This window comes from Nonomuraea sp. NPDC050310, from assembly GCF_040655795.1.
GTDB lineage: Bacteria > Actinomycetota > Actinomycetes > Streptosporangiales > Streptosporangiaceae > Nonomuraea.
In genome coordinates this window covers 130,128-148,405 of sequence record NZ_JBFAKP010000012.1, presented here as the reverse complement: position 1 = coordinate 148,405, position 18,278 = coordinate 130,128, and the positions used below count along the sequence as shown (strand labels likewise).

The following is an 18,278-nucleotide window of genomic DNA, read 5'->3' as shown; positions in this document are numbered from 1 at the left end:
TGGGGTGCGATGCGCCGTCGGCAGTTCTTCGCGCTCGGGCTGGGCATGGCCGCGAGCCTGGCGGGGTGCGCCACGGCCACGCAACCGGCCCACGGACCGGGCCGCCTGACGGTCGTCCCGGCGGGTGAGTCGCTGAGCCGGATCGCCCAGGCGTACGGCCGGGCGCTGAGCCGGCGCGGCCACGCGGTCACCGGCCTGGCCGGCTCGACCGCCGCCGACATCGGGGCGTCCGGGGCGACGGTCACGCGGATCACCGTCACCAGCCTGCCCCGGCTGGCCGCCGCCGAGATCAACGGCGCGCCCCCGATCCTGGAGGTCGCCACCCCGCTGGCCCGCCTGGCCGGGGAGCCGGTGGCCGTGGTGATCCCGGCCAACTCCCGCTTCGCCGACTTCGACGCCCTCGCCGCCCAGCTCGTGGCCGACCCGGCGCGCACCTATCTGGCCGGCGGGCCGCAGGGCGAGACCGGGCACGTGCTGTTCGGGCTGATCGCCCAGGGCCTCGGCGCCGACACCCGGCTGGTCGACTACGCCGGCTACACCGGTGAGAGCGAGGCGGCCGCCTCGCTGATGGCCGGGCACGCCTGCGCCGCCGCCGGCACGCTGGCCGCCTGGCGTCCCCGGATCGACCGGGGCCGGGTGAAGGTCATCGCGGTCTCCACCGACGAGCGGGTGCCGGGCATCGACGCCCCCACGCTCAAGGAGTGCGGGGTCCGGGTGGACTTCGCCGAATGGTGCGCCGCCTTCGGCCCGCGCAAGCTCGCCGGCCGTACCCGCGAGGCCATGGCCGCCGCCTGCGACGAGGCCGCCTACTCCGACGACTGGCTGGAGGCCTGCCGCAGCGGCGGGTGGACGCCGATGCCGCTCAGCGGCGACGACTTCACCGTGTGGCTCACCTCGGAGCTCGACCGCACCCGCAAGGTGTTGCGCGACCTCGGCCTGCTCGACACGCGCGGCACAACATACCGGGGCTAGTTGCGGCGACCGCCACTAGATGTAGGATCCTGGTCGTCGCTGGTTCGCCCCCGCCGGGGCGGAGCAAAAGGGAATCCGGTGCGAATCCGGAACTGCCCCGCAGCGGTGAGCGGGAACGACCGCCGTCATTGAGCACTGGGCTTGCCAGGCCCGGGAAGCGACGGCCAGTAGGCGATCTTTTCATGCCCGCGAGTCCGAAGACCTGCCGGTGACTTTGTCCTTTCTGGGCCTCGAGGGAGGGTCCGGGAGTCTCGCGCTGCCCGCGCGTGCTCTCGCCTGCCCTCCGTGGGGGAAGAGCTCGCGAGGAGAGAGCGTGACACAGATCGTCGAGAAAGACCGCAGGCTCGCCATCGAGGAGGCGGCGGCCCGCGTGATCGCGGACCCGGCCAACTCCCGGGTGGCCGCGCGCCTGCTGGCCGAGGAGATCGCCGAGGAGGCCGCCTCGCACGGGGTGCGCACCTTCTCCGACTCCATCGCCGCCACCCACGCCGAGGGGCTGATCCAGGACGGCCTGGCCGCCTTCGTCGCCGCCCACCGCGCCGAGCTGGACGCGCTGGTCGACGAGGACGGCGACGAGCGGTTCGAGTACTTCGGCCTGCGCACCGTCTACGACCGCTACCTGCTGCGCCACCCCAGCACCCGCGCGGTGCTGGAGCGCCCGCAGCACTTCTTCCTGCGGGTGGCCTGCGGCCTGGCCGAGAGCGTCGCCGAGGCGGCCGAGCTGTACGCGCTGATGACGACGCTGTCCTACCTGCCCTCCTCGCCCACGCTGTTCAACTCCGGCGCCCGCCGCCCGCAGCTCTCCTCGTGCTTCCTGCTCGACTCGCCGCGCGACGAGCTGGAGAGCATCTACGACCGCTACGGCCAGGTCGCGCGGCTGTCGAAGTACGCCGGGGGCATCGGCATCGCGTGGAGCCGGGTCCGCTCGCGCGGGTCGCTCATCCGCGGCACCAACGGCCACTCCAACGGCATCGTGCCGTGGCTGCGCACCCTCGACTCCAGCGTCGCCGCGGTCAACCAGGGCGGCCGCCGCAAGGGCGCGGCCTGCGTCTACCTGGAGACCTGGCACGCCGACATCGAGGAGTTCCTGGAACTGCGCGACAACACCGGCGAGGAGGCCCGCCGTACGCACAACCTCAACCTGGCCAACTGGGTGCCGGACGAGTTCATGCGCCGCGTCGAGGCCGACGCCGACTGGTCGCTGTTCGACCCCAAGACCGTGCCGCACCTCACCGACCTGTACGGCGAGGCCTTCGACGAGGCCTACCGCACCGCCGAGCGCGAGGGCCTGGCCACCCGCACCATCCCGGCCCGCACCCTGTACGGCCGGATGATGCGCACCCTCGCCCAGACCGGCAACGGCTGGATGACCTTCAAGGACGCCAGCAACCGCACCTCCAACCAGACCGCCCGGCCCGGCAACGTCATCCACCTGTCCAACCTCTGCACCGAGATCCTGGAGGTCACCAGCGACGGGGAGACCGCCGTCTGCAACCTCGGCTCGGTCAACCTGGCCGCCCACCTGAGCGGCGCCGAGGTCGACTTCACGAAGCTGCGCCGTACCGTCCGGACCGCCGTGCGCTTCCTCGACCGCACCATCGACCTGGGCTTCTACCCGACGCCCGAGGCGGAGGCGGCCAACAGGAAGTGGCGGCCGATCGGGCTCGGCGTGATGGGCCTGGCAGACGTCTTCTTCGCGCTGCGGCTGCCGTTCGACTCGCCCGAGGCGCTCGCGCTCTCCACAAGGATCGCCGAGGAGATCGCCTTCGCCGCCTACGACACCTCCGCCGACCTGGCCGTCGAGCGGGGCGTCCACCCCGCCTACGACCAGACCCGTGCGTACGACGGGGTGCTGCACCCCGACCACTTCGGCGTCCCCGTGCCCGGGGAACTGCGCGCGAAGATCGCCGCGAACGGGCTGCGCAACTCGCTGATGATCGCCATCGCGCCCACCGCGACGATCGCCTCGATCGCCGGCTGCTACGAGTGCATCGAGCCGCAGGTGTCCAACATCTTCAAGCGCGAGACGCTGTCGGGCGAGTTCCTGCAGGTCAACCGCTACCTCGTGGCCGACCTCCAGGCCCGGGGGCTCTGGACGCAGCAGCTCCGCGACGCGATCAAGCGGGCCGACGGCTCGATCCAGGACATCCCCGGCATCCCCGACGACCTCAAGGTGCTCTACCGCACCGCCTGGGAGCTGCCGCAGAAGGCGCTCATCGACCTGGCGGCGGCCCGCCTGCCGTACATCGACCAGAGCCAGTCCCTCAACCTCTTCCTCGCCACCCCGACCATCGGCAAGCTCTCCTCGATGTACGCCTACGCCTGGAAGCAGGGCCTCAAGACCACCTACTACCTGCGCTCGCGACCGGCCACCCGGATCGCGCAGACGACCGTGACCCCCACCGCCCAGGAAGCCGTGGCCTGCTCCCTGGAGAACCCCGAGTACTGCGAGGCGTGCCAGTGATGTTGCTCGACCCCGGCATGGACCTGACCCTGCGCCCGATGCGCTACCCCGACTTCTACGAGCGCTACCGGGCCGCCATCCGCAACACGTGGACCGTCGAGGAGGTGGACCTGCACACCGACCTGGCCGACCTGCCCAGGATGAGCGCCCAGGAGCGGCACCTGATCAACCGGCTGGTCGCCTTCTTCGCCACCGGCGACTCCATCGTCGCCAACAACCTCGTGCTCAACCTCTACCAGCACGTCAACGCCCCCGAAGCGCGGCTGTACCTCAGCCGGCAGCTCTTCGAGGAAGCCGTGCACGTGCAGTTCTACCTGACGCTCCTGGACACCTACCTGCCCGACCCCGACGAGCGGGTCAAGGCGTTCGCCGCGGTGGACAACATCCCCTCCATCCGCGACAAGGCCGAGTTCTGCTTCAAGTGGATCGACTCGCTCGGCGGCCTGGACCGGCTGGAGAGCGCCGCCGACCGGCGGGCGTTCCTGCTCAACCTGATCTGCTTCGCCGCCTGCATCGAGGGGCTGTTCTTCTACGGCGCCTTCGCCTACGTCTACTGGTTCCGCTCCCGCGGCCTGCTCCAGGGGCTGGCCACCGGGACCAACTGGGTCTTCCGCGACGAGTCCATGCACATGGAGTTCGCCTTCAGCGTGGTCGACACCGTGCGCGCCGAGGAGCCCGAACTCTTCGACGACAAGCTGGAGTCGCAGGTCGTGGAGATGCTGGAGGAGGCGGTCGCCGCCGAACTCGCCTTCGCCGGCGACCTGTGCGGCGAGGGCATGCCGGGCATGAGCGCCGGGCAGATGCGGCAGTACCTGGAGTACGTCGCCGACCAGCGGCTCGCCCGGCTCGGCTTCAAGCCGCGGTACGGCACGGCGAACCCGTTCGGGTTCATGGAGCTGCAGGACGTGCAGGAGCTGGCCAACTTCTTCGAACGCCGGGTCTCGGCCTACCAGGTCGCGGTCGAGGGGAACGTGACCTTCGACGAGGCTTTCTGAGAGATTAGGGGCATGAGCGCCTCGTCGAATTGGCTCGTCCTCATCGTCTCCGTCGTGGGGGCTGTGATCATCGTCGAACTGATCCGACGGGCGCTCATGAAGGCCACCCGCCGCTGGCCGGGGGCCGAACCGTTCCTGCGCCGCTGTGTGTGGCCGGGCTTCGCGGTGGCCGCGCTGGTGGCCTTCAACACGGTCTACTTTCCGGCCATGTTCGGCTACGGCCCGGAGGAGCGCGAGGTCGGCGACACCGTCGACCGCGTGCTCGGGCTGCTGACCATCGTGGCGGTCACGTGGCTGGTGATCCAGGCCGCCTACGCGGTGACCGACGTGGTGCTCGTGCGGCTCGAACAGATCAACGGCGACAGCGTCACCAGTGCCGCCGACCGGCGGGCGCGGCGGATTCGGACGCAGATCGCGCTGGTCCGCCGGGTCGCCGCGGCCGTGATCGTGGTGATCGCGCTCGGCGCGATCCTGTTCTCCTTCCCCCAGGTGCGCGCGCTCGGCACCGGTCTGCTCGCCTCGGCCGGCATCGCGGGCGCGATCGTCGGCATCGCCGCCCAGTCCACCATCGGCAACCTGCTGGCCGGCCTGCAGCTCGCCTTCAGCGACGCGTTGCGCCTGGACGACGTGGTGGTGGTGAACAACGAGTGGGGCCGCATCGAGGAGCTGACCCTGACCTACGTCGTGGTCCGATCGTGGGACGAGCGGCGGCTGGTGTTCCCGGTCTCCTACTTCACCCAGAACCCGTTCGAGAACTGGACCCGGCACGGCAGCCGCGTCATCGGCCACGTCTACCTGCGGGTGGACTGGTCGGTCCCGGTCAAGGAACTGCGCGAGGAACTGCACCGCTTCATCCAGGACCACCCGCTGTGGGATCAGACGGACTGGACGCTGCAGGTCACCGACATCCTGCCCAACGGCCTGGTCGAGCTGCGGGCGCTGATGAGCGCCGCGGACTCGGCCTCGGTCTGGGACCTCAAGGCCGACGCCCGCGAGCACCTCGTCGACTTCGTCCGCCGGAGCTACCCGGAGGCGCTGCCGCGCTTCCGGGTCGAGATGGACCCGCCCGCCCGCGCGGGAGGAGCCTGACCGTCAGGGGCCCGAGGCCGGCCTGAGCACCCGCGCAGCGCCGGCGATCAGCGCGGTCGCCAGCACCCAGCCGGACACGATCAGCCCCCAGGCCACCCACTGCGTCCAGCCGACCGGCTCCCACGCCCCGCGCACCTCGAAGACGCTGACCGGCACCAGCAGGTCGAGGGTGTAGACGAAGGCGTGGAAGGTGCGCTGCTCGTCCGGGTCCACCTTGACCGGCGGGACGCGCGCGAAGACCGCGGTGCCGAAGCCGAGCAGGACCACCGCCCAGAGCCCGGCCAGCCAGGAGCGGTAGCCGTACCCGACGACCAGGTCCAGCAGCCGCCCGACGCCCCGGCCCATCGGGCGCAGGGTCTCCCGGCGGCGGCGTTGCTTGGCCAGCAGCACCCGGCGCGCGTCCGGCTCGTGGCCGATGCGGCGGTACCAGCCGGCGAGCTGCTCGTAGGGTTGCGGCCGGTAGCCGGTGGGGTCGCGGGCCAGCCACGAGACGCGCTCGGCGACGCTCCACAGCCCGCGCACCGACTCGTAGGTCAGCCCGTTGAGCTGGACCCGGTCGGTGTAGGCGGCCGGGTGGTCGAGGAGCACGCCGATCCGCGAGTAGCGCAGGTTGACCTCGCCCTCGATCGCGGCCGGCAGCCAGATCAGCTCGTCGACGGTGCTGTGGCTCAGGTGCAGCGCCCGGTCCACCGGCTGGTCGTCGCGCTCGCGGGAGGTGTGGCGGTGCTCGCCGGGCCTGAGGTCGGCGCCGTCGAAGGAGAGCACCCCGGCCACCGTCGCGCTGCGCAGCCGTACCGTGCCCTCGGCGCGGAACCCGGCGCTCATCTCGATGGTCCCGGCGGTGATGAAGTCGGCGTGCACGGCGTAGACGCCGGTCGCCTCGACGGTCGCGCCCTGGAGGTAGAGGCCGCCCGGCAGGACCGCGCCGATCAGCCGCAGCCCGCCCCGGGCGCGCAGCGAGCGCAGGAACACCCCGCCGCCCACGCTCAGGCCGCCCGCCCACAGCGCCCACTCCTGCTGCACCCAGGCGAACGGGCTGGCCAGCGCGGGCACCGACGGGTCCAGGACGTCCTCGACGCCCGACTCCGACATCCGCTCGCGGCGCGGCGGGGCGTGGACCGTGCTGCGGTTCATCCGGAACTGCCCCTCGATGCGGGCGTTGTCCAGCCGCACGCCCTCGCGCACGGTCGAGGCGTCCAGTTCCAGCAGGCCGTCGATCTTCGCCCGCGAGCCGCGCAGCCGCAGCAGGTCGCAGCCGCGTAACCGGATGCTGCGCGTGCCGGCGTCGGTGAGGTCGAGCGCCTCCGGCAGGTGGCAGTTGAGCAGGTGCAGCGTGCTGGACACCGAACCTTCCGACAGGTCGAGCGTCCCGGTGATCCGCGCGCCGGCCAGCCGTACCGCCGGGACCTGGCCGGGCTGGCGCTCCACCGCGCCCAGCAGCAGAGCCCTCAGGATCTCGGCGCGGACCTCGCGTTCGCGCGGCCATTCGGCGCTTTTCGCCGGGTCGTCGAGTTCGGGGTCCCCGGTCCGCAGATCCACCCATTCCCCGGCCGGGAAAGCGTCCCAGATCCGCCGTTCCGCCGCCGTCAGCCGCCTCGGTCGTCGCACAGTTCGCACCTTAATCGGTGGCGTACGGCAAGCCGTACTTATTACCGTGTAACCGTGAAGAAGGCATATTCCCGATTAATCCAAATCGGCGAATAAGCGTTCTCCGGCTTTCCCCGAAAGGGGCGAGGGCTCGATCTGGGCGGCGGGAACGGCGAACCCCCGGCTGGACCACGGAGCTCACCGCCCGGGGCGCGGCCCACGCCAGCCGCGACCCCGGGCATGAACCGCTCAGCCCGTGAAGCGCCTGACGTACCGGCGCTGCCACGGCGTCTCGACCGCGTGCGGCGAGTAGTGCGCCCGCACGTACGCCACCGCCTCGGCCGCCGGCACCCCGTCGAGGACCGCCAGGCAGGCCAGCGCGGTGCCGGTCCTGCCCCGCCCGCCGGCGCAGGCCACCTCGACCCGTTCGGCCGCGGCCCGCTCCCAGGCCTGGCGGAAGGCCTCGACAGCCTCGGCCCGGTCGGCGGGCAGCCGGAAGTCCGGCCAGCGCAGCCAGCGATGCTCCCAGTCCACCGGCTCGGGCCTGCGCCCCAGCAGGTAGAGCCCGAAGTCCGGGGGCGGCCCGCCGGGCCGGGGCCGGCTCAGCCCCCGCCCGCGCACCAGCCGCCCGGACGGCAGCCGCAACACGCCCGCGTCGGCGGGGTCCCACGTCGTCACGGCGTCAGCGCCGGCGGAGCTCGGCGCTCTTGCGCATCGCCCGGTCGGCCAGGTTGTACAGCGCCGGCGTCTCCAGGATGAAGCGCCGGGCCCGCCGTACCGGAGCGGTGCGGGCCCAGTGCAGGGCCGCGCCGGCGGTGCGGCGGCGGACGATGCCCTCACCCACCGGGATGCCGTGGCTGCGCAACGAGGCCTTGTACTGCCAGCCGGTGCCGACGCTGAGGTCGAAGCTGGTGATGCCCAGCTCGGCGGCGCCCTCGGCCATGCGCAGGTGCTGGATCAGCCCGGGGGAGTAGCGCGAGTACTCGGGGTCGTAGGCGGGGAACCAGTCCACCAGCACCGAGCCCGAGCGCACGCCGAAGTGCCCGGCGATCGGCTTGCCGTCCACGTAGAGCATCGACAGCGGCGCCCCGAACAGCGGGGTGTCGATCGCGTACAGCCGCTCGACCAGCTCGACCACCCAGCGCCGCGAGAACCGGTCGGTCCGGCCCATCGCGAGGTACTGGCCGGTCTTCCACTCCCGCAGCAGCTTGAACTGGGCCTCGTCGCGGACGTTGAACTCGTGGCTGACCTCGCCCACCTCGCGCCCGAGCTTGCGCTCCTTGCGGAAGGTGTTGTTGACGAACTGCTTGCTGAGCCCGCTCAGGTAGGTCTGGAAGCCGCCGGTCAGATCGACGATCACGCTCTCCTGCGACAGCGTCTCGTACGGCTGGAACCAGGGCTGCTGGGGGACCAGCGTGCCGAACTCGAAGACGTCGAGCCCGGCCCCCCGCAGCAGCGCCTCGGCGGAGATCTCCAGGCCGGGCCGGTGGATCATGCCCTGGGCGAGGGAGACCCACATGCCGAGCGCCGAGGCGACGCCGCGGCTCTGCAGCTCGAAGGGGAGGAACCCGGCCGGTGAGCCGTCGTCCAGGACGGCGACCCGGGCCCGCGGGGTGACCTCGCCCATGGCGATGGTGAACTCGGGGCTGAAGAAGGGGTTGGCGAGGTGCGGCTGCGCAGCCTGCATCGCCCGCCACGCCGTGATCTCGGTGTCCCCCAGCTCGCGGGGGTGGATGACATAAATGTTCATGGTTGGACGTCCCAACCTATGTGGTGCGGGAGGGTGCTCTGTCAGCGGACTTCTCATTCACAGCAATCCTTCAGTATGTGGGGCAAGACCAGCGCGGCCACGACCACCTGGCTGCCCAGGAGCGCGAGACCGACGCCGGTGATGCCCCAGAGGGGGAAGGCCACCGTGACCGAGCCCAGCACCAGCAGAGCCAGGCCGATCTGGGTCACCGCCAGCCTCCGTGCCGCGCTGCGGGCGCGGAGAGTGGCGAGGTGGACCTCGATCAGCATGCCGGGGATCACGGCGAGCGCCATCAACCTGAGCAACGGCGTGCCGTACTCTGCCAGTTCCCCGCCGAAGACGCCGAGCAGGAGCGGGGCGGCCAGGACGGTGAGTCCGACGATCGGGCCCAGGACCAGGAAGGCGCGGCGGAGCGTGGCGCGCAGATTGCGGGCGAGCGAGCCGGCGTCCAGCGAGCTCTCCACGGTGAGCGAGAGCGCCAGGTTGTTGGCCAGCAGCGCGACCATGCAGCCGAGGCTGTGCGCGACGGTGAAGTAGCCGAAGTGCGCCACGTCCTCGACCCAGCCGGCCACCAGCACCGGCACGAGGAAGATGACCAGCAGCGCCGAGAGCGCGCCCGGGAAGTCGCCGGCCAGGAAGCGGCCGATCCGCCGGGCGGAGAGCGGGACGGCGGGCTGGGCGGCTGGGTCGGCGGCGCGGGGCGCCAGCACCCGGAAGATGTACCAGTTGACGGGGATCAGGGCGAGCGCGGTCGGGATGATCCAGGAGACGAAGATGCCGCCCAGCACGCCACCGGAGGGCAGCGCGACCGCGAGCACGCCGAGCAGGGCCATCTTGACCAGCCCGAAGGCCAGGCTCCCGGCCGGTACCCACACCGCCCGGCGCAGCCCGGTCAGCACCACGTCCTGGAGCGTGAAGACCGTCCAGACCAGCACGGCCAGCAGGAAGAGCAGCCCGGGCAGCAGCCCGGCGAGCGAGGCGTAGGCCGTACCCCACATCGGCAGGGTGAGCAGGAAGACGAGCGCGGCCAGCACGCCGATCGCGCCGGCCACCGCGTAGGCGCGGCCCACCAGCTCGCCGGTGCGCCGGCCGGCGACCGGGATGAACCGGGCCAGCATGCCGGCGAAGGCGAGACCGGTGAGCGAGGCGAACAGCCGCATCGCGCTGATCATCGCCTGGCCCTCGCCGAAGGCGTCGGGGGAGTACAGGCGGGTGGCCAGCATCCAGTAGCCGAGCCCGAGCACCGCGGTGATCGCGGTGTTGGCCATGAGCGCGTATCCCTGCAGGAACAGGGGGTTGCGCAGCTCGGTGCGGAGTCTGGACATGATCGCATCCTGGCACACCGGCCTTGCACCGGGCTTTCAGCTCGCCATGCCCGTGGCCTACATCACCCTTTTTCATGACCCCTGCGGATTCCCGGCCGCTGCCGGTGTGCCAGACTCCGTCGTCATGACTGATCTCGGCTGGGGCATCGCCGCGACCGGCGGCATCGCGCGCACGGTGGGAGCGGTGCTGGCCGCCGAGCCGGGGATGCGGGTGGCCGCGGTCGGCTCGCGCGACCTGGGCCGGGCCCGCGCGCTGGCCGACGACCTCGGCGCGCCGGGCGCCTACGCCTCCTACGCCGAGCTCTGCGCCGACCCGGCGGTCGACGCGGTCTACATCGCCACCCCGCACGCCCAGCACCTGACGGTCGCCGAGGCGGCCATCGCCGCGGGCAAGGCGGTGCTGTGCGAGAAGCCGCTGGCCGCCACCCTCGCCGACGCCGAGCGCATGGTCGCCCTGGCCCGCGAGGCCGGGGTCTTCCTCATGGAAGCCATGTGGATGCGCTTCAACCCGCTCATCCGGCGGCTGGCCGGCGACGAGCGGCTGGGCGAGATCCGCTCGGTGCAGGCCACCTTCGGCTTCCCGCTGCCCTTCGACCCCGCGCACCGGCTCTGGGACCCGGCGCTCGGCGGCGGGGCCGTGCTCGACCTGGGCGTCTACCCGCTGGCGCTGGCCTACCTGCTGCTCGGCGAGCCCGAGGAGATCCACGTCACCGGCACCCTGGCGCCCTCCGGCGTGGACGCCGAGGCCGGGATCCTGCTCAGCTACGCCGGGGGCGCGCGGGCGCTGCTGGACACCTCGCTGCGCAGCCCGATGGCCAACAGCGCCACCGTGGTAGGCACCGAGGGGCGGGCCGACATCCCGGCGCCGTTCTGGGCGCCCGGCCGGATCGTCGTCGGCGAGCAGGAGCACGTGCTCGACCCGGCCGAGGGCGGCTACCAGGCGCAGGCGCGCGAGGTCGCCCTGGCACTGGCCGAGGGACGCACGGAGAGCGCGATCATGCCGCTGGAGGCCACCCTGGGCGTCATGCGGCTGATGGAGACGGTCAGAGAGCGCCTGGGCGCCCTCTGAGCCACCCGGCCTAGCGCTCGACGATCTCGTTCTTGCCGATCACCACGATGCCGCCGCGGGTCACCGCGAAGCGGGAGCGGTCGTGCTCCAGGTCGAAGCCGATCCGCGCGCCGTCCGGGATGACCACGTTCTTGTCGATGATCGCCCGCCGCACGATCGCGCCCCGGCCGACCTTGACGTTGTCCATCAGCACGGAGTCCTCCACCAGCGAGTGCGAGTGCAGGACGGTGCGCGGCGACAGGATGGACCGCTCCGCCGTACCGCCGGAGATGATCACGCCGGGGGAGACCAGCGAGTCGATCGCGTGCCCGACCCGGTCGCCCTCGTTGTGCACGAACTTGGCCGGCGGCAGCGGGTCGTGGCCGGTGTAGATGGGCCAGCGGTCGTTGTAGAGGTTGAAGACCGGGTGCGCCGAGATGAGGTCCATGTGCGCCTCGTAGTAGGCGTCGAGCGTCCCGACGTCGCGCCAGTAGCCGCGGTCGCGCTCGGTGGAGCCGGGCACCAGGTTGTCGGCGAAGTCGTAGACCTCCGCGCCGCCTGACTTGACGAGCATCGGGATGATGTTGCCGCCCAGGTCGTGCTTGCTGGTGGGGTCGAGGGAATCCTCGCGCAGGGCCTCGATCATGGCCTGGGTCTTGAAGACGTAGTTGCCCATCGAGGCGAAGACCTCGTCGGGGGCGTCGGGCAGGCCGACGGCGTCCTTCGGCTTCTCGCGGAAGGCGACGATCTTGTTGCCCGCCGGGTCGGTCTCGATCACGCCGAACTGGTCGGCCAGCGACAGCGGCTGCCGGATCGCCGCGACGGTGACGTCAGCCCCGGAGTCGACGTGCTGGGCCACCATCTGCCGGGGGTCCATGCGGTAGATGTGGTCGGCGCCGAAGACGATGACGTGCTCCGGCTCCTCGTCGTAGATCAGGTTGAGGTTCTGGTAGAGCGCGTCGGCGCTGCCGGAGAACCAGCGCGGCCCCAGGCGCTGCTGCGCCGGGACGGGCGTCACGTAGTTGCCCAGCATCGCCGACAGCCGCCACGTCTGCGAGACGTGCCGGTCGAGGCTGTGGTTCTTGTACTGCGTCAGCACGACGATCTTCAGGTAGTGCCCGTTGGCCAGGTTGGACAGCACGAAGTCGATCAACCGGTACATGCCGCCGAAAGGCACCGCGGGTTTCGCCCGGTCCGCCGTCAGCGGCATGAGCCGCTTGCCTTCTCCACCTGCGAGCACGACTGCGAGGACCCTGGGCGACGTCATGGTCAGAAGCTACCCCGAAACGCCGTGCCTATCGAAGTGCGGCGGCTCGCCCGCCTGGCTAGGGTCTGTGTCATGCGTGTGGATCTGCTGAGCCGCGAGTACCCGCCCGAGGTGTACGGCGGAGCCGGGGTGCATCTCGAATACCTCTCCCGCGAGTTGCGCCGCCTGGCCGACGTCCGGGTGCACTGCTTCGGCGCCGACCGGGAGCAACCGGGCGTCTCGGCCTACCGGATCCCGGGCGGCCTGGAGACGGCCAACGCCGCGCTGCAGGTGCTCGGCGTCGACCTGGAGATGGCCGCGGCCTGCGAGGGCGCCGACGTGGTGCACAGCCACACCTGGTACGCCAACTTCGCCGGGCATATGGCCAAGCTCCTGTACGGCACGCCGCACGTGGTCACCACGCACAGCCTCGAACCGCTGCGCCCCTGGAAGGCCGAGCAGCTCGGCGGCGGCTACACCGTCTCCTCCTGGGCCGAGCGCACCGCCCTGGCCTCGGCCGACGCGGTGATCGCGGTGTCCGAGGGCATGCGCGCCGACGTGCTGGCCGCCTATCCGGAGATCTCCCCGGGCAAGGTCAGCGTCGTGCACAACGGCATCGACACCGTCGAGTACCGCCCCGACCCCGGCGTCGAGGTGCTGCGGAAGCACGGCATCGACCCACACCGGCCCTACGTCGTCTTCGTCGGCCGGATCACCCGGCAGAAGGGCCTGGCGCACCTGCTGCGCGCCGCCCGCGACCTCGACCCGGGCGCCCAGCTCGTGCTGTGCGCGGGCGCGCCGGACACCCCCGAGATCGCCGCCGAGATCCGCGGCCTGGTCGACGGGCTGCGCCGCGACGGGGTGGTGTGGATCTCCGAGATGCTGCCCAAGCCGGAGGTCATCCAGCTCCTCACGCACGCCACCGTCTTCGTCTGCCCGTCGGTCTACGAGCCCATGGGCATCGTCAACCTGGAGGCGATGGCCTGCGAGACGGCCGTGGTCGCCACCGCGACCGGGGGCATCCCGGAGGTGGTCGCCGACGGGAAGACCGGGCTGCTGGTGCCGATCGACCAGGGCGGGGACGGCGAGCCGTACGATCCGGAGCGGTTCGCGGCCGACCTGGCCGAGCGGATCAACGCGCTGCTCGGCGACCCGGGCCGGGCCGCTGCGCTCGGCGCGGCGGGGCGGGCGCGGGCGGTCGAGCACTTCTCCTGGGAGCGGATCGCGGAGCGGACTCTGGCGCTCTATGCCTCGATAGCCTGACAAATAGGTCTTGTCGGCTCCTCGGTACGGGATCACCCTGGCACCGAGGAGGCGTGCCATGCCGTACCGACTCGGAGTCAGCCGCCCGGATCTCGACGTCGCCGACCTGCCCACCCCGGAAGAGGTGTTCAAGGTCGGCAGGATCGGCCCGAAGGAGCTGGTCAAGTACGCCGTCGGGCCCAGCCTGATCGCGCTGGGCATCTCGATCGGCAGCGGTGAGTGGCTGATCGGGCCGCGCACCGTCGGGGAGTACGGCTTCGTCGGGGTCGGCTGGGTGATCGTCGTCTCGGCGGTGCTGCAGACCTTCTACAACGTGGAGTGCTCGCGCTACGTGCTGGCCACCGGCGAGACGCCGGTGGTCGGCTGGGGGCGGGTGCCGCCCGGCTGGAAGCTGTGGGTGCCGCTGTCGGTCTTCATCGTGCTGTTCGCCTTCATCGCGGGCGGCTGGGCGGCCTCGGCGGGGCAGGGCCTGTACGCGCTGGTGCACGGCGTGGTGCCGCCGCGCGGCGCGGAGGAGCCGCGCCTGTGGGCGATCGCGCTGCTCCTGCTGGTCTTCGCGATCACGGCCGCGGCCCGCCGGGTCAGCCGGGCGCTGGAGCTGGCCAACTGGGGCATGATCGGCGCGATCCTGGCCGGGCTGCTGCTCATCGACCTGTTCGTGGTGCCCTTCGAGCTGTGGTGGGAGGGCATCAGGGGCTTCTTCACCCCGGCCGCGCCGCCGCCGGGCATCACCGCGACGCAGCTCGGCGCGCTGGCCGGCTTCACCGCGCTGGCCTCGGGGCTCAACTGGTACGTGATGGGCCACTACCGCGACAAGGGGTACGGCATGGGCCACCGGGCCGGCTACCTCTCCGGCCTGCGCGGCGAGAAGCGGGAGATCCTGGCCAGCGGCGTGACCTTCGACGACTCCCCGGAGAACACCGCCCGCTGGCGGCGCTGGTACCGGCTGCTGCTGGTGGACATGTGGGGCGTCTTCTTCGTCGGCGCGATGCTCGGCATGCTGCTGCCGGCCATCCTGATGGCGCAGGCCGTGCGGCTGTCGGGGGACAAGCCCACCGACGCCGACGTCTCGACCTTCGTGGCCGCCGCGCTCGACGAGGAGTACGGCAGGGGCATGTTCTACCTGTCGCTGGTGCTGGGCGTGCTGATCCTGTTCTCCACCCAGCTCGGCATCTTCGAGGCGATGGTGCGGGTGACCACCGACGCCGCGCACGCCACCAGCCCCCGGCTGCGCCGGCTCATCGAGGGCGACCCGCGGCGCTTCTACTACCCCTTCATGCTGGTGCTGCTGGTCGCCATCTCGGTGATTATCCACTTCACGCTGCCGCAGAACCTGGTCAACTGGTCGGCGAACATGTCCAACCTGGGCGCGCTGATCTACCCGTTCCTGCTGATCTACCTCAACAGCCGGCTGCCGAAGGCGGCGCGGCCCCGGCCGTGGCACTACGTGATCCTCGTGCTCAACTTCCTGTTCTTCGGCTTCTTCTTCGTCAACTTCGTCGCCGACCTCGTGGGCGACCCGTTGGTCACGTTCTGATATCCGCAGGCATGAATCCGCCTGCCGGGGCAGGGAGTAAGCGCTTACAGAACCACCCCCCGGGAGGAACCCATGCCGAACACCCGTGCCGCCGCGGGCGTGCTGCTGCTCGCCCTGGCCGCCGCCTGCGGACGCGGCGCCGAGCAGACCCCCGAGCAGGCCAAGGACGTCGCCACCGACAAGGCGGCCGGCCGCGTGACGGTCTGGGCCATGGGGGAGGAGGGCAAGGCCCTGGGCGAGTTCGTCAAGGGGTTCGAGGCCGCCAACCCCGGCATCAAGGTCGAGGTCACCCCCATGGGGTGGGACGTCGCGCACGACAAGATCACCTCGGCCATCGCCGGGAACGCCACCCCGGACGTCAGCATGATCGGCTCCACCTGGTCCGGCGAACTGGCCAAGACCGGGGCGCTCGACCCCACGCCCGGCAACCTCTTCGACAAGGCCGCCTTCTTCCCCGGCGCCTGGCAGACCGTCGACGTGGGCGGCACCGCGTACGGCGTGCCGTGGTACGTCGAGACGCGCGTCCTCTACTACCGCAAGGACCAGGCCGAGAAGGCCGGCGTGAGCGCGCCGAAGACCTGGGCGGAGCTGACCGCCTTCGCCCGCGCGCTCAAGGAGAAGGGCGGCGCGGCCAAGGGCTTCAACCAGGCCTTCACCGAGGGCGCCGCCTGGCAGGAGGCGCTCCCGCTCATCTGGTCGGCCGGCGGCGAGATCGTCAAGGACGGCGCCTACACCTTCGACACCCCCGAGGCGGTCACCGGCCTCAAGCAGTACGCCTCGCTCTTCCAGCAGAAGCTCGCCCCCAACGACACCCCGCGCGGAGCCTTCCCGCAGAACTTCATCAAGGGCGAGGTCGGCGGCTTCTTCTCCGGCCCCTGGATGGTCGGCGTGCTGGAGAACGACGGCGGCGCCGGCTTCGGCGACAAGATCGAGCTCGCGCCCTACCCCAAGGGCCCGGTCAGCGCCACGAGCTTCGTCGGCGGCTCCGACCTGGCCGTCTTCAAGAAGGCACAGAACCGCGACGCCGCCTGGAAGCTGATCTCCTGGCTGACCGAGCCGAAGGTCCAGGCCGACTGGTACACCAAGGTCAAGGCCCTGCCCGCGGTGCAGGCCGCCTGGGAGGAGAGCGCCCTGGCCGGCGACGCCCGGCTGAAGGTCTTCGGCGAGCAGCTCAAGGACGCCAAGACCCCGCCGCCCTTCCCCACCTGGGAGCAGGTGGCCAAGGTCCTGGAGACCGAGCTGGAGAAGCTCGCCCTGGGCAAGTCCACGCCGGAACAGACCGCCAAGGCCATCCAGCAGCAGGCCGAGACGATCGGGACCGGCCTGTGAGACGCACCCTGGGCTGGGTGTTCGTCCTGCCCTTCGTGCTCATGTTCGCCGTGTTCTACCTGGGCCCGCTGCTGGCCGGCCTGGGCATGAGCTTCACCGACATGCGCAGCACCGACGTGGCCGACCCGTTGGCCGTCGACCCCGTAGGGCTGGACAACTACCTGCGCCTCGCCGACGACGAGGCGATGCGCAAGGCCGCAGTCAACACCGCGATCTTCGTCGTCGCGGCGCTGCCGCTGACCATCGGGCTCGGCCTGCTGGCGGCGGTGGCGCTCAACTCCGGCATCGGGCGGCTGCCGGCCGCCTTCTTCCGGCTCGGCTACTACCTGCCGCACGTGACCAGCATCATCGGCATTGCGGTGGCCTGGAAGTTCCTGCTCGAACCCGACGCCGGGCTGGTCAACACCCTGCTCGGCGGCGGGCCGCGCTGGCTGCAGGACACCTCGACCGCGCTGCCGTCCATCATCGTCATGACCGCCTGGCGCAGCTTCGGCTTCGACATGGTCGTCTTCCTCGCCGCGCTGCAGGGCATCCCGCGCGAGCTCTACGAAGCGGCCTCCGTCGACGGGGCCGGGCGCTGGCGGCGCTTCCGCGACATCACCGTGCCGCAACTGCGGCCGGTGATCCTCTTCTGCACCGTCTACAGCACCACCGGGTTCCTGCAGTTTTTGGAGGAGCCGCTGGTGATGACCGGGGGCGGGCCGCTCAACTCCACGCTGTCGGCCTCGCTGGCGATCTTCAAGCAGTTCGGGGTGGGCAACTACGGCTACGCCTCGGCCGCGGCCACGGTGCTGTTCACCGTGATCGTGGCGCTGGCCGTTCTCCAGCTTCGGATCGGGAGGCGACGATGACCCGCGCGCAACGGCTGATCACCTACCTCGGGCTGAGCCTCGGCCTGCTCCTGGTCGTCGGGCCCTTCCTGTGGGCCGGGCTCAGCTCGGTCAAGCCCGAGGCCGAGATCCGCCGCGACCCGCCGACCCTCTGGCCGGAGACCTTCACCCTGGACAACTACGCCGAACTGCTCGACCGCGTGCAGATCGGGCAGGCGTTCCTCAACAGCGTGCTGGTCGCGGCCGTGATCGTCGCGGGCAACCTGCTGTTCTGCTCCATGGTCGGGTACGGCTTCGCCAAGCTGCCCTTCCGCGGCAGGAACGTGCTGTTCGGGCTGGTGCTGGTGCAGATGGCCATCCCGGCGATCGTGCTGATGACGCCGCAGTTCGTGCTCATCGCCAAGCTGGGGCTGGTCAACACCTTCCTCGGCATCATCCTGCCGGGACTGATCACGCCGCTCGGCGTCTTCATGATGCGGCAGTTCATCGCCGAGATCCCCGACGAACTGCTGCACGCGGCCCGGGTGGACGGGGCCGGAGAATTCCGGATCTTCTTCACCATCGTCCTGCCGCTGTGCCGGCCCGCCATGGCCACCCTGGGGCTGATCACCTTCCTCGGGGCGTGGAACAACTTCCTGTGGCCGGCCATCGTCGCCCAGTCGGAGGACATCTACACCCTGCCGGTGGCCCTGAACATCCTCAACGGCCAGGAAGGCACCCACTACAACCTCCTCGTGGCGGGAGCCATGATCGTCGTGGCGCCGATCCTGGTGCTCTTCCTCTTCCTGCAGCGTTTCTTCGTCCAAGGCATCGCCACCTCCGGACTCAAGTAGGCCGCGGTTT

At 71.1% G+C, this 18,278-nt stretch carries 15 protein-coding genes and 1 riboswitch; of the genes, 10 read left to right on the top strand and 5 right to left on the bottom strand.

What is annotated here, in order from left to right; genetic code table 11:
• The first annotated feature begins 9 nt into the window (after nt 1–9).
• From AB0I67_RS26280 to AB0I67_RS26265, 4 genes are all read left to right on the top strand, one after another.
• Nucleotides 10–972, top strand: coding sequence for a tripartite tricarboxylate transporter substrate-binding protein (locus tag AB0I67_RS26280; protein WP_357928188.1), 963 nt, complete (start codon nt 10–12; stop codon nt 970–972).
• A gap of 23 nt (nt 973–995) precedes the next feature.
• Nucleotides 996–1,197, top strand: a riboswitch (cobalamin riboswitch).
• An 88-nt stretch (nt 1,198–1,285) separates the two neighbouring features.
• On the top strand, nt 1,286–3,436 hold the full coding sequence (locus AB0I67_RS26275) for a ribonucleoside-diphosphate reductase subunit alpha (protein ID WP_357928186.1): 2,151 nt from the start codon (nt 1,286–1,288) through the stop codon (nt 3,434–3,436).
• Nucleotides 3,436–4,431: a ribonucleotide-diphosphate reductase subunit beta gene (locus AB0I67_RS26270; protein ID WP_357928367.1), complete on the top strand. Its 996-nt coding sequence runs from the start codon at nt 3,436–3,438 to the stop codon at nt 4,429–4,431. Before AB0I67_RS26275 ends, AB0I67_RS26270 begins: the two co-directional genes overlap by 1 nt.
• Before the next feature lie 12 nt (nt 4,432–4,443).
• Nucleotides 4,444–5,520 carry a mechanosensitive ion channel domain-containing protein gene (locus AB0I67_RS26265; protein ID WP_357928185.1) on the top strand — a complete coding sequence of 359 codons (1,077 nt, stop codon included), beginning with the start codon at nt 4,444–4,446 and terminating at the stop codon, nt 5,518–5,520.
• 3 nt (nt 5,521–5,523) lie between these two features.
• Here AB0I67_RS26265 and AB0I67_RS26260 read toward each other — a convergent pair whose 3' ends face one another.
• The 4 genes from AB0I67_RS26260 to AB0I67_RS26245 all read right to left on the bottom strand — a co-directional run bounded on the left by AB0I67_RS26260 (nt 5,524) and on the right by AB0I67_RS26245 (nt 10,182).
• Entirely contained in the window at nt 5,524–7,128 is a 1,605-nt protein-coding gene (locus AB0I67_RS26260) for a hypothetical protein (protein ID WP_357928183.1), read from the bottom strand.
• 228 nt (nt 7,129–7,356) lie between these two features.
• A complete protein-coding gene (locus AB0I67_RS26255; RefSeq protein WP_357928181.1) occupies nt 7,357–7,785 on the bottom strand; it encodes a protein-tyrosine phosphatase family protein in 429 nt (142 codons plus the stop codon).
• 4 nt (nt 7,786–7,789) lie between these two features.
• The gene (locus AB0I67_RS26250; RefSeq protein WP_357928180.1) at nt 7,790–8,857 is read right to left on the bottom strand and encodes a GNAT family N-acetyltransferase; all 1,068 of its coding nucleotides are present in this window, start codon (nt 8,855–8,857) and stop codon (nt 7,790–7,792) included.
• Nucleotides 8,858–8,910: 53 nt separating this feature from the next.
• On the bottom strand, nt 8,911–10,182 hold the full coding sequence (locus tag AB0I67_RS26245) for a hypothetical protein (protein WP_357928178.1): 1,272 nt from the start codon (nt 10,180–10,182) through the stop codon (nt 8,911–8,913).
• Between the two features lie 124 nt (nt 10,183–10,306).
• Between AB0I67_RS26245 and AB0I67_RS26240 the strand changes: the two genes are divergently transcribed.
• Nucleotides 10,307–11,251: a Gfo/Idh/MocA family oxidoreductase gene (locus tag AB0I67_RS26240; RefSeq protein WP_357928177.1), complete on the top strand. Its 945-nt coding sequence runs from the start codon at nt 10,307–10,309 to the stop codon at nt 11,249–11,251.
• Between the two features lie 10 nt (nt 11,252–11,261).
• Here AB0I67_RS26240 and glgC read toward each other — a convergent pair whose 3' ends face one another.
• Complete coding sequence (gene glgC / locus AB0I67_RS26235) at nt 11,262–12,497, bottom strand: glucose-1-phosphate adenylyltransferase (RefSeq protein ID WP_357928176.1); 1,236 nt, start codon at nt 12,495–12,497, stop codon at nt 11,262–11,264.
• Between the two features lie 72 nt (nt 12,498–12,569).
• Here glgC and glgA point away from each other — a divergent pair, with 72 nt between their 5' ends.
• The 5 genes from glgA to AB0I67_RS26210 all read left to right on the top strand — a co-directional run bounded on the left by glgA (nt 12,570) and on the right by AB0I67_RS26210 (nt 18,268).
• Nucleotides 12,570–13,739 (top strand): glycogen synthase, encoded by a 1,170-nt coding sequence (gene glgA / locus AB0I67_RS26230; RefSeq protein WP_357928174.1) that lies wholly within the window; start codon nt 12,570–12,572, stop codon nt 13,737–13,739.
• A gap of 58 nt (nt 13,740–13,797) precedes the next feature.
• Nucleotides 13,798–15,276: an Nramp family divalent metal transporter gene (locus tag AB0I67_RS26225; RefSeq protein ID WP_357928172.1), complete on the top strand. Its 1,479-nt coding sequence runs from the start codon at nt 13,798–13,800 to the stop codon at nt 15,274–15,276.
• Nucleotides 15,277–15,348: 72 nt separating this feature from the next.
• Entirely contained in the window at nt 15,349–16,605 is a 1,257-nt protein-coding gene (locus AB0I67_RS26220) for a sugar ABC transporter substrate-binding protein (RefSeq protein ID WP_357928171.1), read from the top strand.
• On the top strand, nt 16,602–17,456 hold the full coding sequence (locus AB0I67_RS26215; protein ID WP_357928169.1) for a sugar ABC transporter permease: 855 nt from the start codon (nt 16,602–16,604) through the stop codon (nt 17,454–17,456). Before AB0I67_RS26220 ends, AB0I67_RS26215 begins: the two co-directional genes overlap by 4 nt.
• Entirely contained in the window at nt 17,453–18,268 is an 816-nt protein-coding gene (locus AB0I67_RS26210) for a carbohydrate ABC transporter permease (protein ID WP_357928167.1), read from the top strand. The genes AB0I67_RS26215 and AB0I67_RS26210 overlap by 4 nt, the downstream gene beginning before the upstream one ends.
• Nucleotides 18,269–18,278 lie beyond the last annotated feature (10 nt).